Raw genomic sequence first — 14,891 nt, forward strand, 5'->3', positions numbered from 1 at the left:
CTCCGGTACGGCCGCCGCCACCACCGATGAGAAACCGGCCGGCCGCGCTCGAACCCGCGCCGCACCTCCGGCCGAGCGCCGGGGGCGGCGCGGGACGTTCAGTTACCGCCGGCCGTGTCGCGCCGCAGCGGCAGCCAGGCCAGCACGTCCTGGATCTTCGCGTCCCAGTACCCCCAGTCGTGGCCGCCGGGGGAGAGGTCCACGGTGAGCGGCACGCCGCGCCGCCGGGCCGTCTCGACGAAGCGGGTGTTGTCCTCGTACAGGAAATCCTCGGTGCCGCAGGCGACGTAGAGCGCGGGCAGGGCGTCGCCGGCGCGCTCCAGCAGCGCGACCGTGTCGTCGTCGGTGCCGGGCACCTGCCGGTCGCCCCAGACGGTGTGCCAGACCGCCGGGTCCACCGGCCTGGTTGGATGCTCGCGGCGCCGGGCCACGTCGAGCGCGCCGGAGAGGCTGGCCGCCGCCGCGAACCGCCCCGGGTCGCGCAGCGCCCACTTCATCGCCCCGTACCCGCCCATCGACAGCCCGGCGACGAAGGTGTCCTCCCGCCGTTCGGAGAGCCGGAAGAACGAGCGGCAGACCTCGGGCAGTTCGGCGCTGAGGAAGGTCCAGTACCGGTTGCCGTGCTCCTCGTCCGTGTAGAAGCTGCGGCCCGCGTTCGGCATCACCACGGCCAGCCCGAGCGGCGCGACGTACCGCTCGATGGAGGTGCGCCGGGTCCAGATCGTGTCGTCGTCGGTCAGGCCGTGCAGCAGGTAGAGCACCGGCGGGTCACCGACGGCGGCGCTGCCCGCCATGCCGATCTGGGCGGAGGTCCGCTCCGGCAGGAGCACCGTCATCGACGTGCCCATGCCCAGGGCTTCGGAGAAGAAGTCACAGCGGATGCGCGCCATGGTGATCGACCCTACCGACCCTGCCCGTCAGGCGAAGTCGTCGTACGCCCAGCCCCAGGTGACCCGTCCGCCGTTGGTCTCGACCGGTCGACGACGAACGGGTGGCCCCGGTCGTGCGGACTCAGCCGGCGGTACCGGTGCGGCGCAGCCCGACGACGGCCGCCGCCACCGTGAGCGCCGCCGCGACCACTCCGGCGGAGAGGTCCGCCCCGATGCCGGCGGGATCGCCGAACGCGGCCCGGGCCAGCACCGGGAGCGCGAGCAGCGCCGCCGCCAGTCCGAACACGGTCGTGGCGACCAGGGCCAGCGGCCCCGCCGGGGGTGCCCAGCGTGGCCCGCGCAGCGGCCCCCGCCGGCGTACGGCGACATAGAGGGCGAGCGCCAGCAGCCCGAGCAGGCCCGCCGCCACCCGGTATTCCACCACCTCGCCCCAGTGGTGCAACTCGGCGGCGCGGGCGCAGGTCGGCGCTCCCGGCGACAGCCGTAGGAAGTCCGCGCAGCGCGCGGCGGTGTAGGTGACGCCCGCCGCGTCGCCCGCGACCAGGTGCGGACCGAAGAGCCGCCCCAGCGCCTCGGCGAGCAGCCCACTCACGCCGATCGCCAGCAGGCCGACCGCCCCGAGCAGCCACGCGCCGGTGAAGGCCCGGCGCAGCACGTCGGCGGTGGAGGTGTGGGCGCGCCGCAGCCGGGCGGCGATGTCGGTGGCGTCGCCGAAGCGGGCCACGGCGAGCCGTTCGGCCTCGGCGCGGTCGGTCCCCTCCGCGACGGCCTGCGCCGCCGCGCTGCGCAGGTGGTCCTCCGCCTCCACCAGGGCCCGCCGCCCGGCGGCGCCGGTGCCGGCCAACCGGTCGAAGAGCCGGTCGAGGTACGCGTCGATCGGAGAGTCGTTCATGCCGGTGCTCCCTGGGCCGGTGCGAGGATCGCGGCGACGCCGCGCACGAGGGCCTGCCATTCGGACTGCTTCGCCGCCAGCGCCGCGCGGCCCTGGTCGGTCAGCTCGTAGCACCGGCGGCGGCGGCCGGTGTCGTCGTTCCACGCGCTGGCCACCAGGCCGGCGCGTTCCAGCCGGTGCAGCGCGGGGTAGACGGTGCCCTCCGGCAGGTCGAAGGTGCCCTCCGAGCGGTCCCGCAGGGCCTGGATCAGGGCGTAGCCGTGCGTCGGCCCGGTCTGCCGCAGGGCGGCCAGGATCAGCAGGTCCAGGTGCCCGCGCAGGTCCATGCTCATACCAAGGCACGCTAGGCCTAGCCTTTCTAGGCGTCAAGGGGTTTCGCCCCCGATGGCAGTGGAATCGAGGGTTCCTATTGCCGTGGTCGTCCAAGGGGGACAGGATGACCACACGCGCGCCGGAAACCTCCGCGTAACCTGCGCGCCGCTGGTCTCTGTCACGAGGAAGTGGGAGTCAGTCATGAGCGACGTGTCGACGGCGCTGGGTGTGCGCCTCTATCCCGACCTGGTCGAACGGGGCGGGCTGGCGTCCGGGCTCACCGCGTGCGCCGCCCAGCACCAGCTCGACGTCGGCCGCGTCTCCGCCCCCGAGCAGGGCAGGAGCCGTTTCACCTGCGCAGAGCTGACCTCCGAGCACGGGACCGTCTGCGTCGGACTCGGCTCGCAGGCCCGGTACTTCATGATCGACATCCGGGTGGCGGGGGAGGTCCGGGCCCGCGGCGACGCCACCGACCTGCTGCCGGTCGTCCAGGTGGCCGCCGCCTGGCGGGCCGGCGCCACCCTCGCCGACCTCACCGCCCGCTTCCCCTTCATGGAGCGGATGACGGTCCGCCCGTCGGTCGGTCAGGTCCAGTAGCGGACGCGGAAAGCCGGCAGCGGGCCGGCCAGCTCCCGCTCAGACCGCCGATCCAACGTGCCCCCGGTTCCGCGTCGTACCCCGGTCGCAGCGTGCCGGCAGGAGCGCCGCCGCGACGAAGGGATCACGCCATGCTGCGGGGGGACTCGCCTGCTGGCCGCCGGAGCCGTGGTGCACGATCCGCCGCGCGAACGGGGCCGCCCCTCCGGCGGCGTCGGCGGCGTACCCCGGAAGAGTTAATCGGTTGCCGGCCCCCGGGGCCGGCTGCTGCAATCCGACCAAGAACGCCCGAGCAGAGGAGCCAGGCAATGCGCGCAGCGTCCATGTCCAACCAGAAGGGAATCGCCACCTACCCAGAGGACATGACGCTGCGTGAAAACGTTGAACTTGGGAATCCTGGCACATGTCGACGCCGGTAAGACGAGCCTGACGGAGCGGCTGCTGCACAGCGCCGGCGTCATCGACGAGCTCGGCAGCGTCGACGACGGCAGCACCCGCACCGACACGATGACGCTGGAACGGCAGCGCGGCATCACCATCCGTTCGGCCGTGGTCTCGTTCGTGGTCGACGGGGTCACCGTCAACCTGATCGACACCCCCGGCCACCCCGACTTCATCGCCGAGGTGGAACGGGTGCTCGGTGTGCTCGACGGCGCGGTGCTGGTGGTCTCCGCGGTCGAGGGCGTCCAGGCTCAGACCCGGGTGTTGATGCGGACGCTGCAGCGGCTGGGCATCCCCACCCTGATCTTCGTCAACAAGGTCGACCGCGCCGGCGCCGACCCGGAACGGGTGCTGCGCCAGATCGCCGAGAAGCTCACCCCGGCCATCATCGCCACCGGACGGGTCGACGCCCCCGGCACCGCGGCCGCCCGCTGCCTTCCCTTCGACCCCGACGACCCGGATCACGCCGAGCGCCTCGTCGACCTGCTCTCCGCGCACGACGACGCGCTGCTCGCCGCGTACGTCGCGGACGAGCGTGCGGTCACCGGGCGTCGGCTGCGCGCGGCGCTCGCCGCGCAGACCGGGCGGGCGCGGGTGCATCCGGTCTTCGCCGGCTCGGCGATCACCGGGGCCGGTGTCGAGGCGCTCATCGCCGGCCTCGTCGAGCTGCTGCCGGCGGCTGAGGGCGACGAGGACATCCCGCTGCGCGGCACGGTCTTCAAGGTCGAGCGTGGACCGGCCGGCGAGAAGATCGCGTACGCCCGGATCTTCGCCGGCACCCTCCGGGTCCGCGACCGGGTCCCGTTCCAGCGGGATGCGGACGCGAAGATCACCGCGATCAGCGTCTTCGCCGACGGCGTGGCCGTGCCGGTCCCGGTGGTGGGCGCCGGCCGGATCGCCCGGCTGTGGGGCCTGGCCGATGTCCGGATCGGCGACTTCCTCGGCACGCCGCCGGACCGGCCGGCCGGCCGCCACCACTTCGCCCCGCCGACCCTGGAGACGGTGGTGGTGCCGTGCCGGGCCGCCGACCGGGCGGCCCTGCACACCGCCCTCGCCCAGCTCGCCGAGCAGGATCCGTTGATCAACCTGCGGCAGGACGACGTCCGGCAGGAGATCGCCGTGTCGCTCTACGGCGAGGTCCAGAAGGAGGTCATCCAGGCCACCCTTGCGGACGAGTACGGCGTGCGGGTCGACTGCCGGGAGACCACCACCGTCTGCGTGGAACGCGTCGTCGGGGTGGGGACCGCCGTCGAGTGGATCGGCAAGGAGCCGAATCCGTTCCTCGGCACGGTCGGGCTGCTGATCGAGCCGGGCCCGGTCGACAGCGGGGTGGAGTTCCGCCTCGGCATAGAACTTGGCTCGATGCCGCTGGCCTTCCTCAAGGCCATCGAGGAGACGGTCCGGGAGACCCTGCGGCAGGGCCTGCGCGGCTGGGAGGTGATCGACTGCGTGATCACCCTGACCCATGGCGGGTACTGGGCCCGGCAGAGCCACTCGCACGGCGTGTTCGACAAGAGCATGTCCAGCACCGCCGGGGACTTCCGCAACCTGACCCCGCTGGTGCTGATGGCGGCGCTCACCCGGGCCGGCACCCGGGTGCACGAGCCGATGCACCGGTTCCGCCTGGACGTGCCGGCGGATCTGTTCGGCGCGGTGCTGCCGGTACTGGCCGGACTCGACGCGGTGCCCCGCGGCTCCACGGTGCGCGGCAGGTCGTACCTGGTGGAGGGGGAGGTGCCGGCCGGCCGGGTGCACGCGCTGGGGCAGCGCCTGCCGTCGCTGACCCGGGGCGAGGGGATGCTGGAGTCGGAGTTCGACCACTACCGGCCGGTGCGCGGGCCGGCGCCGGGCCGACCCCGCTGGGATCACAACCCGCTCAACCGCAAGGACTACCTGCTGGCGGTCGCGCGCCGGGTCACCGGAGCGGTCCAGGACCGATGATCCGCCGGGGACCGCTCCGGCCGGCGGTCACCGGCCGGTGACCTCCGGCGGAGTCCGTCCCGGGCCTGCGGCGACGACCGGACCGGGCCGCGTCGGGGGCTCGGTGGAGACGAGGGGGCGCAGCGCGGTACGACCCGTCGCCGTGACGAGCCTGGTGGTGAGCGGGCGGGCGAGCAGCACGACGACCACCGCGACCACCGCGCCGAGGACCAGGCCGGCGAGGACGTCGTGCGGGTAGTGCGCGGCGATGTAGATCCGGGCGAAGCCCATGGCCAGGGCAGCGACCGCGGTGACCAGGCCGAGCCGTCGGGACACGAACCACAGGCCGGCGACCGCCGCGCCCGCCAGCACCGAGTGGTCGGAGGGGAACGAGAAGTCGGTGCTGCGGGTGGCGAGCACGAGGATGCCCGGGTGGCTGGTGTACGGGCGGGCCTCGTGGAACGCCGACACGAACGGCTGGTTCACCGCCACCGCCAGCAGGGTGGCCACCGGGACCAGCACGGCCGCCGCCACCCGCGCCGGGTCGTTCGTGCCCCGGGCGTACCACCAGCCCGCCAGCATGAGCGCCGCGAAGAGCAACACGCCGTACGCGGCATAGCCGGTCACCGCGGCGTGCAGCCACGGGGTGGCCATCGCGAACCGGTTGACCTCGTCGAACAGTCCGACGTCCATCGCGCTCCCCGTCGTCGAGTGGCACCTACAATGTTTGTAGTTCAGAGCTTACTACTACAAGGGTTGTAGTTGATGGGGGACGGGTGGAGAGCAGACGCCGCCGGCACGGCGACCTGGAACACGAGATCCTGGCGGTGCTCGCCGCCGCCGACGCGCCGCTCACCCCGGCGACCGTCCGGGAGCGCCTCGCCGCCGGGCTCGCCTACAACACCGTCACCACGGTGCTGGCCCGCCTGCACGACAAGGGCCGGGTCACCCGCCACCCGTCCGGCCGCGCCTACGCCTACCAGGCGGTAAGCGACCGCGCCCAGGTGACCGCCCACCAGATGCGCCGGCTGCTCGACGACGACGACACCGACCGCTCGGCCGTCCTGACCCGCTTCGTCGGCTCGCTCACGCCCGAGGACGAAGCGCTGCTGGTCGCCCTGCTCCAACGAACCGAACCGGACTCATGATCATCGCCCTGGGGCTGGTGCTGACGTCCGCCGTGGCCTACGCCTGCTGCGGGCCATGGCTGAGCCGTACCCTCCGACCGGCCCTCGCCGTGCGGCTCCTCGCGCCCACCGGCCTCCTCGTCACCGCGGCGCTCTGGTTCGCCGCCGCGGTCGCCGCCGCCACCTGGATCGGACAGGACGCCGAGATCGCCGCGGTCGGCGCCTGGTCGGCCCAGGCGCTGCGGTCGCAGGCTCCCGTGCCCTGGCCGGTCTCGGCCACCGCCCTGCTCGCCCTCGCCGCCGCGGCGGCCCGCACCGCGATCTTCCTCCTTCATCGGACCCGGGCGATGCGCGCCGCGCACCGCGACTGCGGCCGACTGGGCGAACCCGGCTCCCTGGTGGTGCTCGACACCGACACTCCCGACGCCTTCACCACCCCCGAGGCCACCGGCCGCATCGTGGTCACCCGCGGCATGCTGCACGCCCTCGCCCCCGACGAACGCGCCGCCCTGCTCGCCCACGAGGGATCTCACCTGTCCCACCGGCACGCCTGGTGGATCACCGCGGTCGACCTGGCGGCCACGGCCAACCCGTCACTCGCCCCCACCGCCCGGACGCTGCGCAACGCCGTCGAGCGGTGGGCCGACGAGGACGCCGCCGCCCGACTGGGGGACCGGCGGCTGGTCGCCCGCGCCCTGGCCCGCGCCGCCCTGGCCCGACGGCGCCACCCCGGCGACCTCCTGCCCGCCGCGACCGGGGGCGACGTCCCGGACCGGGTGCGGGCCCTGCTCGACCCGCCCACCCCGCGACGTGGCCCGGCCGTCGCCGTGCTCGCCCTGGTCCTCGCCGCGCTGACCCTGGGCGCCGCAACCGTCCAGCACCAGGGCGAACGCGTCTTCGAACGCGCGGAGCTCGGTCACTCGCAGCGGGGGTAGCGGGCCCGCACCGCGTCGACGCACGTGTCCCGCGAGGTCGGCCCGCCGAAGCGGAGCCGGTCGTAGCCGGTGAACGCCGGCTCCAGCGCGTCCAGCTCGTCGACCAGCGCGTGCAGCCGCGCCGACCAGGCCGCCGACCCGGCATCCGGCTCGTCCAACGCGGACCGGATCGCCGCCGTCAGCTCGTCCTTCCGCTTGATCGTTTCCGGGGTGACCGAGCGCAGGCAGACGTACCGGCCGCTGACGTAGGCGTCCCACTCGGCCGCGCCGGTCGCCGGGTCGGCCCAGTGCGCGGTGAACCAGGCCGCCAGGCGTTCCGGGCCGCCCGCTCGCTCGGCCAGCGCGAACAGGTCCGCGGGAACCATCTCCGCGTCGTCCGAGCGCAGGTAGGCCGGCAGCGGCAGCCGCCGGTCCAGCATCAGCCGGCGTACGTCGTCCGGGTCCCGACCGGTCGCCGCGCACAGCTCCGCCAGGACCACGAACTGCTTGCTGACGTACGCGTCGTCCGCCGCCGTCATCGGATGGGCCCCGTTGACCTCGCGGAACCGCTCGGCCAGCCGCTTCCTGAGCTCCACGCTTTCCTTCCGGTCAACGGACCGGTCTCCGCGCGGTCGTCACCGGCACGGTAGCCGCCGGACGGTTCGGCCCGCACCGAACCGTCACCGGTCGTCGAGCCGGGCGAGCGCGCTGCCGACCAGCTCGTCGGCGGCCGCCTGCCACCCGGCCCGGTCGGCGGGGGAGTCCCGTCGCCGACGCCATCGTCGTCGCGGCTCGGCACGGGGCGTCGCGATCAGCTCGAACAGCCCCGGTTCCCGGTACACGGGGACCGGAGGGTCGACCTCCGGATCGTCCGGCGGTCGCGCGTACCGCAGGAGGGTGTTCGCCGCGTGGTACCGCACCAGGTACTCGCTGTCGCAGACGGCCCGGCCGAGCGCGTGGACAAGGTCCGCGGTGGGCGCGAAGCGGGCCAGCGCGATCGCGGCATCCATCCGGTCGGTCCAGTGCCGCGCGCCGAGGACCGCCACGATCGCCGCCGCCCACGACTCCTCGCCGGTCAACCGGTGCAGGGCGGTGGCGACGCTGACCAGAAAGGTGTTCGACGCGGTGGGAACGGCGGCGCGCAGCAGCTCCCGAGCCCGAACCGGCGCGAACCCGGCCTCGCCGAGCACCGCCAGGGACTCCGCGGCGACCGGGTCCCGGTCGTCTAGGCCGGCCGCCAGCATCCGCTCCACCATGACGGGATCAGCCCGCGCCGCCCGCAGCAGCCTGGAGAACTCCGGCCCGTCGTGCCACACCAGGTACGGGTCGCCGAACACCGTCCGCCGCCACGCGTGCCATTCGTCCACCGTGGCCCGCCGTGGCGCCTCGTCGGAGGTCATGTCCGCATCGTGCACCCCGGCGGCGACCGCCGCAGTCCTCAACTCTGCGGGGGCGGACAACACCGGTTCAAGCCCACCCCTCGTCTCCGGGTCCGAATGCCACCAGACGCCGCCGGGCGTCCGCCAGGCCCTTGTCGTTCTCGGCGGGTCCATCGATGCCGGTGCGGTCGTCCGCGACGATCCGCCGCGCGAAGTAGTCCGCCTGGACCGCCCACCGGAATCGCAGCATCGGCCGCAGGCCCCGGTCCACCTCGGCGCGGTCGAGCGCGCCTCCGCGCAGGTACGCCTCGACCAGCTCGCCGCCGCGATCCGGCCCGCCGACGTACATCACGGCCGAGGCCAGGTCGTACAGCAGCGGACCGGTCAGCGCGACGCTCCAGTCGATCACCCCGCACACGCTCGCCGTGCCATCCCACCGGAACGCCTCCGGCGCCGGATCGGTGTGGAGCAGACCCCACGACAGCGTTTCCGGCGCCAACTCATCCAGCTCGCGCACCGCCGCGGTCACCGCCGGACGGACCCAGTCGCGTACCCCCAGGTGGCCCGCCGTGGGGTCGACCCAGTGGAACCGTTCCGCGTCGCGGACCCGGACCGTCGCGAGCGCCCGATGGACCCGGCCGAGAGTCGACCCGATGACCTGCTGCTCCACTCGACCCTCGCCGGTCAGCGCCACCCCCGGGCGTGATGGCTGAGCTGCGCGTCACCGAGCTGCCAGTGCCGTTCCAGCCAGGACCGCACCGTCGCCTCGGGGACCATGGCCGCAGTCAACCAGCCGCACGCCGGCATCGACCAGCCGAATATCAATTGCGGTCACCGTGCACTGGACTTACCGTCAACGGGCAACGTCAACCGGATCAACCCAGGGAGTACGCCGTGTCGCAGCGCACCCGCACCGAAGCCCCGCGGCCCATGCCGCGCGGTGGTGCCCCGCTGCCCACCGGCGAGCGTGGCCTGGGCCGCTGCCGGCGGCAGCGGTGGCAATCGGGGTGGCGGCGCGACTAGCGCCAGCGCGACACGCGCAGCCGCCCGCCCCGCGAAGGGACCGGGCGGCTTTTTCGTCACCCACTCCCGCTCAGGGGCGTAGCTCAACCCGGCAGAGCACCGGATTCCAAACCCGACGGTTGCAGGTTCGAATCCTGCCGCCCCTGCTTGCCCTGTCCCGGCCCCGGTCGGCGACGCCGCACCTTCTCAACTCCACAGTGGATGGCATGAGCACGAGCCCGGCCGGCGCCCCGACGCGCCGGCCGGGGCGACACATCCGGGACGGTTCCCCGTCCCACGGGCCGTTGGAGCAATTGGCAGCTCACCCGGTTCTCAGCCGGGCGGTTACGGGTTCGAGTCCCGTACGGCCTACGTCCGTCCCAGCCGGGACGACCACGCGGTTGTAGCGCAGTCAGGCAGCGCGTCACCTCGCCATGGTGAAGATCGCCGGTTCGAATCCGGCCAGCCGCTCGAACACCCCCGACACGAGGAGACGACGATGGGTTTCACCCCGCTGGCCGGCACCCGGGCCCCGGTCCGGGTCTGGACCGACCCGTACGGCATCGAGCCGCAGGCCGCGCAGCAGCTGCGCAACATCGGCGCACTGCCCTGGGTGCAGGGCGTCGCCGTCATGCCGGACGTGCACTTCGGCAAGGGCGCCACCGTCGGGTCGGTCATCGCGATGCGGCGGGCCGTCTCGCCGGCCGCGGTCGGCGTCGACATCGGTTGCGGCATGTCCGCCGTGCGGACCTCGCTCACCGCGGCCGACCTGCCCGACGACCTCGCTCCGCTGCGTTCGGCCATCGAGGCGACCATCCCGGTCGGGTTCGCCAAGCGCGACGACCCGGTCGACCCGCGCCGGGTCCGGGGTCTGGCGCACGCGGGCTGGGACGCGTTCTGGCGGCGCTTCGGTGAGCTGGACCGGAAGGTGGCGCAGCTGGAGCACCGGGCCCAGCACCAGATGGGCACCCTTGGCGGCGGCAACCACTTCGTCGAGGTCTGCGTCGAGCAGGGCGGTCCGGACGACGGGCAGGTCTGGCTGATGCTGCACTCCGGTTCCCGCAACATCGGCAAGGAGCTGGCCGAGCGGCACATGGCGGTGGCCCGCGGGCTGCCGCACAACGTCGACCTGCCCGACCGGGACCTCGCGGTGTTCCTCGCCGGCACGCCGGAGATGGACGCCTACCGCCGGGACCTCTTCTGGGCCCAGGAGTACGCCCGGCGCAACCGGGAGGTCATGCTCGCTCTGCTCTGCGGGGTGGTCCGGGACGAGTTTCCGCACGTCTCGTACGGCGAGCCGATCTCTTGTCATCACAACTACGTGGCGGAGGAGACGTACGACGGGGTGGACGTGCTGGTGACCCGGAAGGGCGCGATCCGCGCCGGCCGGGGGGACCTGGGCATCATCCCGGGGTCGATGGGCACCGGCTCGTACATCGTGCGCGGCAAGGGCAACCCGGACGCGTACTGCTCGGCCTCGCACGGGGCCGGGCGGCGGATGTCGCGGGGTCAGGCGAAGCGGACGTACAGCACGGCGGACCTGGTCCGGCAGACCGCCGGCGTGGAGTGCCGCAAGGACGCCGGGGTGGTCGACGAGATCCCCGGCGCGTACAAGGACATCACCAAGGTGATGGCGCAGCAGGACGACCTGGTCGAGGTGGTCGCGCACCTCAAGCAGGTGGTCTGCGTGAAGGGTTAGACCGACCGGCGTCCGAGGGGGGCGCCGGTCGTACGCCCCGGTGGCTCAGCGGAGAGAGCGCCGCTCTACGAAAGCGGAGAGCCCAGGTTCGAATCCTGGTCGGGGCACGGTCCGCATCCGCGACGGCGGAGCGGAACCCTTGCGAGCTGGTGCAGTCGGCAGCACACCCGTCTCTGACACGGGAGAGGGAAGTTCGAGTCTTCCGCTCGCAGCGAGCGCTCGCAGCCGGGGCGCTGGTTCCAACCACCCGATCGTGTGCCCGAGGTTCGAGCCCGGCCACGATCTCGACCTGCCGTTCACACCTGGCGGGAAGCGCGGCGCGGCCGCCGGCCACCATCCTGCGATGGTGACCGGCGGCCGCGCCGTCGTGTGTGTCGTCAGCCCATGTGCACGGCGTTGGCTGTGGCCAGGTGCTCCTTGCGGACCTTGATCAGCAGCAGGGTGGCCAGCCCGGAGAGCACGATCAGCCCGACGCCCCAGGCGAACGCCACGGTGTAGCCGTGCACCAGCGCCTTGACCTGGTTCATCGGGTCGGGGATCCGGCCGACCAGGTACGCGGTGACCGCGCTGGTGTACATGGTGTTCAGCAGGGCGGTGCCGAGCGATCCGCCGACCTGCTGGGTGGCGTTGAGAGTGGCGCTGGCAGCGCCCGCGTCGTGCTCGGGCACCCCGACCAGGGCGAGGCTGGACAGCGGCACGAAGGTGAAGCCGAGGCCCATGCCGAGGACGACCTGCGACGGCAGCAGGTGCGTGACGAACGAGGTGTCCACGCCGATCTGGGTCAGCGAGAGCATCGCCCCGGCGGCGAGCACCGCGCCGGCCACCATCAGCGGCTTCGCGCCGACGCGGGGCAGCAACTGGCTGGCCACGCCCGCGGCGAGCAGGACGCCGGCGGTGACCGGTAGCGAGGCGAGGCCCGCCTTGACCGGCGTGTACCGCAGCACCACCTGGAAGTAGAAGGTCAGGAAGAGGAATGCGCCGAACAGTCCGGCGCCGATCAGGGTGGAGGCGATGTACGCCCCGCCCCGGTTGCGGTCGAGCAGGATGCGCAGCGGCAGCAGCGGGTGGCTGGAGCGCAGCTCGATCAGCACGAACGCGGCGAGCAGCACCAGCCCGGCGGCGATGAAACCGACGGTGGCGGCGGCGTCCCAGCCGTCCTCGGCGGCCCTGGTGAAGCCGTACACGAGGGAGACCAGCCCGGCGGTGACCACGACGGCGCCCGGAATGTCGTAGCGGGTGTCGCCGTGGGCGCGGCTCTCCGGGACCAGCGGGATCGCGGCGAGCAGGGCGACGGCGGCGATCGGGATGTTCACCAGCAGGCACCAGCGCCAGTTGGCGTACTCGGTGAGCACGCCGCCGAGGACGAGGCCGACGGCGGAGCCGCCGCCGGCGATGGCGCCGTACACGGCGAACGCCTTGGCGCGCTCCTTCGCCTCGGTGAAGAGCACGGTGAGCAGGGCCAGGGAGGCCGGGGCGAGCAGCGCGCCGAAGGCGCCCTGCAGGGCGCGGGCGGCGAAGAGCAGACCGCCGGTGGTGGCGAGGCCGCCGATGGCGGAGGCGAGCGCGAAGCCGACCATGCCCACTCCGAAGGTGCGCTTGCGTCCCCAGTAGTCGGCGATCCGGCCGCCGAGCAGGAGCAGACCGCCGAAGGTGAGGGTGTAGGCGGTGACCACCCACTGCCGGTCGGCGTCGGAAATGCCGAGGCTGAGCTGGGCCTGCGGGAGGGCGATGTTCACGATGGTGGCGTCGAGCACGACCATCAGCTGGGAGATCGCGATGACCGCGAGCGCCAGCCAGCGCCGCGGGTGGGCAGCCGGCGTCACGGCGTCGGGTGCGCCGGGCGCGGTCAGGGTGTTGCCGGGCATGGTGAGGGGCCTTTCATGTGGCGGGAGCCGTGCGTTGCGGTTGACGGGCGTAACACCGCGTCGTGACGGGTGCCGGTGTGGGGCGGTCAGGCGGAGCGGTGGCGGAGCACCGGGATGAGGACCTGGTCGACGAGCTGGGTGAGGAACGCGTCGTCCGCGGGGAGACCGTGGGTGAGGATCCGGGACATCACCATGGCCGGGGCGAGGTCGTGGAAGAGGTGCCGTTCGCCGGCCTCGGCGGGGATCTCGCCGCGGGCGGCCGCGCGGACCACCACGGCGACGGTGCCGACTTGGCCGGCCGGCAGCACGTGCTGCCGGACGAGCTGGGCGAGCTCGGGGCTGGTCCGCATCGCGAATGTCAACGCCTGCATGAGGGCGCCGTCGGCGGTGCAGATCGCGGCGGTGGCGCGGAGCAGCTCCAGCAGGTCACCGCGGAGCGAGCCGGTGTCGGCGGGGGTGTGCACGGCGACCTGCCGGTGTCGCAGCGCGGCGGCCACCAGTTCCGCCTTGCCCGGCCAGTGCCGGTAGATGGTGGCCTTGCTGACGTGGGCCCGGACGGCGACGGCGTCGATCGTCATCCGGTCGTAGCCGACCTCACGGAGCAGGTCAAGGACGGTGGCCATCAACTCCGGGTTCCGGTCGGCCTGGTCGAGGCCGCCCCGCTGTTCCCCCCGCACATAACCCTCCCCGCGAAACGATGCCGTACTGACCTTAACCGCTTGGCCGCAGCTACCGGCTGACATATGAGCTACGTCGCAGCAGCTGACGAAACGATGTCGTTTCGCAGGGGTTCATCGAGGGCTCACCGGCCGTGCCGATGGACGCGTCTGGGCCACAGCCGGCACCCGACTTCGCTACCGTCGGGGCGTGGATGAGGTGACCGTGCGCCTGCGTGGCGGGCCATACAACGGGCAGACCGTCGGCTGGGACGTGCCGGACGCGGACGACCCGCCGATGTCGTACGAGCTGAAGCTCCACGGGCCACACGAGGCCACGGAGACCTTCGAATACCGCCGGGCGGAGCGCGCGCCGGAGGACGCGGCCGAGGACTGGATCTACCAGGCGCCCGACGTCGGAACGCGCTAGGAGAGCGGTCGTGACGTGAGCGAGGCGCTGGAGGACGGCGACATCTACTTCCTCTACCGGCCCCGGGTGGGCGAGCAGCACGTGGACTCGCTCGGCGAGGTGCAGCGGCTGCTGGTGGTGTTGCACCCGTGGCACGGACGACGGCGTCTGCGGCTGCTCGTCGTGGGCCGCAAGCGCCTACCCGAGATCGACGAGCACGACCGCTTCTGGGCGTTCGTCGACGCCGTGGTGAGCCGGCCTGAGGAGCTCTACGAGGCGCTCAGACCGCACCGGTACGGGACGAAGACGCGTGGTGAGCGGTTCCAACCACCGGCTCGGCCGGCGGCCGAGGGCGCGTACTGCATCACCCGGCACGACGACCACACTCATCTGGCGTACCAGCTCGAGCTGCCCCGCCGTCCCGGTCCGCCGCAGCACGAGCTCCGGATCGAACCGGAGGCGAGCTACGTCATCACGGTGAAGAATCCGCGGGCGCCGTCGCCGCCGGGGGTCGGTCTGCCCGGCCCCGGTCGGCCGGAGCTCCCCGCTGACCTGCAGGAGCGCTTCCGCACCCGCCGGTTCGCGCCGCTGGATCCGCCCCGGTTCCTCGATCATCGGGGTGTGGAGCTGGTGCTGATCGGGGCGGCCCACGACGCGTCGGCGGAGCTCGGGATCGACCTCGACGCCGAGGTCGAGCGGGCGGCCCGGAACACGATCTTCGAGGATCTGCGCATCGGGCGCGCGGAGCGGCCGGAAGCTCCGCTGTTCACCGCCCAGTGGCGGTGACG

The 14,891-nt window shown here is 73.2% G+C and carries 16 protein-coding genes and 5 tRNA genes; 12 read left to right on the plus strand and 9 right to left on the minus strand.

Features of this window, described 5'->3' with window-relative positions:
• Positions 1-98 precede the first annotated feature (98 nt).
• The 3 genes from GA0070613_RS21860 to GA0070613_RS21870 form a co-directional block, all read right to left on the minus strand.
• Positions 99-890 carry an alpha/beta hydrolase gene (locus tag GA0070613_RS21860; protein ID WP_089014001.1) on the minus strand — a complete coding sequence of 264 codons (792 nt, stop codon included), beginning with the start codon at positions 888-890 and terminating at the stop codon, positions 99-101.
• 121 nt (positions 891-1,011) lie between these two features.
• Entirely contained in the window at positions 1,012-1,782 is a 771-nt protein-coding gene (locus GA0070613_RS21865) for a permease prefix domain 1-containing protein (protein ID WP_089014002.1), read from the minus strand.
• Positions 1,779-2,114 (minus strand): PadR family transcriptional regulator, encoded by a 336-nt coding sequence (locus GA0070613_RS21870; protein WP_089014003.1) that lies wholly within the window; start codon positions 2,112-2,114, stop codon positions 1,779-1,781. The genes GA0070613_RS21865 and GA0070613_RS21870 overlap by 4 nt, the downstream gene beginning before the upstream one ends.
• A gap of 181 nt (positions 2,115-2,295) precedes the next feature.
• Here GA0070613_RS21870 and GA0070613_RS21875 point away from each other — a divergent pair, with 181 nt between their 5' ends.
• Positions 2,296-2,691 carry a hypothetical protein gene (locus GA0070613_RS21875; protein WP_089014004.1) on the plus strand — a complete coding sequence of 132 codons (396 nt, stop codon included), beginning with the start codon at positions 2,296-2,298 and terminating at the stop codon, positions 2,689-2,691.
• Positions 2,692-3,063: 372 nt separating this feature from the next.
• Positions 3,064-5,073 carry an elongation factor G gene (locus tag GA0070613_RS21880; protein WP_089014005.1) on the plus strand — a complete coding sequence of 670 codons (2,010 nt, stop codon included), beginning with the start codon at positions 3,064-3,066 and terminating at the stop codon, positions 5,071-5,073.
• Positions 5,074-5,100: 27 nt separating this feature from the next.
• Here the strand turns inward: GA0070613_RS21880 and GA0070613_RS21885 are convergent, their stop codons facing one another.
• Positions 5,101-5,745 carry a phosphatase PAP2 family protein gene (locus GA0070613_RS21885; RefSeq protein ID WP_089014006.1) on the minus strand — a complete coding sequence of 215 codons (645 nt, stop codon included), beginning with the start codon at positions 5,743-5,745 and terminating at the stop codon, positions 5,101-5,103.
• An 83-nt stretch (positions 5,746-5,828) separates the two neighbouring features.
• Between GA0070613_RS21885 and GA0070613_RS21890 the strand changes: the two genes are divergently transcribed.
• The gene (locus GA0070613_RS21890; protein ID WP_089014007.1) at positions 5,829-6,200 is read left to right on the plus strand and encodes a BlaI/MecI/CopY family transcriptional regulator; all 372 of its coding nucleotides are present in this window, start codon (positions 5,829-5,831) and stop codon (positions 6,198-6,200) included.
• A complete protein-coding gene (locus GA0070613_RS21895; RefSeq protein WP_089014008.1) occupies positions 6,197-7,114 on the plus strand; it encodes a M56 family metallopeptidase in 918 nt (305 codons plus the stop codon). The genes GA0070613_RS21890 and GA0070613_RS21895 overlap by 4 nt, the downstream gene beginning before the upstream one ends.
• On the opposite strand, the gene GA0070613_RS21900 is transcribed toward GA0070613_RS21895, so the two are convergent.
• The 3 genes from GA0070613_RS21900 to GA0070613_RS21910 form a co-directional block, all read right to left on the minus strand.
• Positions 7,096-7,689, minus strand: coding sequence for a DUF6058 family natural product biosynthesis protein (locus GA0070613_RS21900; RefSeq protein ID WP_089014009.1), 594 nt, complete (start codon positions 7,687-7,689; stop codon positions 7,096-7,098). The genes GA0070613_RS21895 and GA0070613_RS21900 overlap by 19 nt on opposite strands.
• An 84-nt stretch (positions 7,690-7,773) precedes the next feature.
• Entirely contained in the window at positions 7,774-8,493 is a 720-nt protein-coding gene (locus GA0070613_RS21905; protein ID WP_089014010.1) for a hypothetical protein, read from the minus strand.
• Between the two features lie 67 nt (positions 8,494-8,560).
• Complete coding sequence (locus GA0070613_RS21910) at positions 8,561-9,142, minus strand: phosphotransferase enzyme family protein (RefSeq protein WP_157746432.1); 582 nt, start codon at positions 9,140-9,142, stop codon at positions 8,561-8,563.
• A gap of 425 nt (positions 9,143-9,567) precedes the next feature.
• Here GA0070613_RS21910 and GA0070613_RS21915 point away from each other — a divergent pair.
• From GA0070613_RS21915 to GA0070613_RS21940, 6 genes are all read left to right on the plus strand, one after another.
• Positions 9,568-9,641 (plus strand) — tRNA-Trp (locus GA0070613_RS21915).
• Between the two features lie 132 nt (positions 9,642-9,773).
• Positions 9,774-9,846: transfer RNA gene (locus tag GA0070613_RS21920), tRNA-Glu, on the plus strand.
• 25 nt (positions 9,847-9,871) lie between these two features.
• Positions 9,872-9,945, plus strand: a tRNA-Gly gene (locus tag GA0070613_RS21925).
• A 28-nt stretch (positions 9,946-9,973) separates the two neighbouring features.
• Positions 9,974-11,173: an RtcB family protein gene (locus GA0070613_RS21930; protein ID WP_089014012.1), complete on the plus strand. Its 1,200-nt coding sequence runs from the start codon at positions 9,974-9,976 to the stop codon at positions 11,171-11,173.
• A gap of 34 nt (positions 11,174-11,207) precedes the next feature.
• Positions 11,208-11,280: transfer RNA gene (locus tag GA0070613_RS21935), tRNA-Arg, on the plus strand.
• Between the two features lie 33 nt (positions 11,281-11,313).
• Positions 11,314-11,385: transfer RNA gene (locus GA0070613_RS21940), tRNA-Gln, on the plus strand.
• A gap of 165 nt (positions 11,386-11,550) precedes the next feature.
• On the opposite strand, the gene GA0070613_RS21945 is transcribed toward GA0070613_RS21940, so the two are convergent.
• Together GA0070613_RS21945 and GA0070613_RS21950 are read right to left on the minus strand one after the other, a co-directional pair.
• Positions 11,551-13,038 carry an MFS transporter gene (locus tag GA0070613_RS21945; RefSeq protein WP_089014013.1) on the minus strand — a complete coding sequence of 496 codons (1,488 nt, stop codon included), beginning with the start codon at positions 13,036-13,038 and terminating at the stop codon, positions 11,551-11,553.
• Positions 13,039-13,124: 86 nt separating this feature from the next.
• Complete coding sequence (locus GA0070613_RS21950; protein WP_172875868.1) at positions 13,125-13,715, minus strand: TetR/AcrR family transcriptional regulator; 591 nt, start codon at positions 13,713-13,715, stop codon at positions 13,125-13,127.
• 190 nt (positions 13,716-13,905) lie between these two features.
• On the opposite strand from GA0070613_RS21950, the gene GA0070613_RS21955 reads away from it, so the two are divergent.
• Positions 13,906-14,124, plus strand: a complete 219-nt coding sequence (locus GA0070613_RS21955) for a hypothetical protein (protein WP_089014015.1) — start codon at positions 13,906-13,908, stop codon at positions 14,122-14,124.
• Between the two features lie 15 nt (positions 14,125-14,139).
• Complete coding sequence (locus GA0070613_RS21960; protein WP_089014016.1) at positions 14,140-14,889, plus strand: hypothetical protein; 750 nt, start codon at positions 14,140-14,142, stop codon at positions 14,887-14,889.
• Positions 14,890-14,891: the final 2 nt, after the last annotated feature.

Origin of the sequence: Micromonospora inositola, from assembly GCF_900090285.1 — a bacterium.
GTDB lineage: Bacteria > Actinomycetota > Actinomycetes > Mycobacteriales > Micromonosporaceae > Micromonospora > Micromonospora inositola.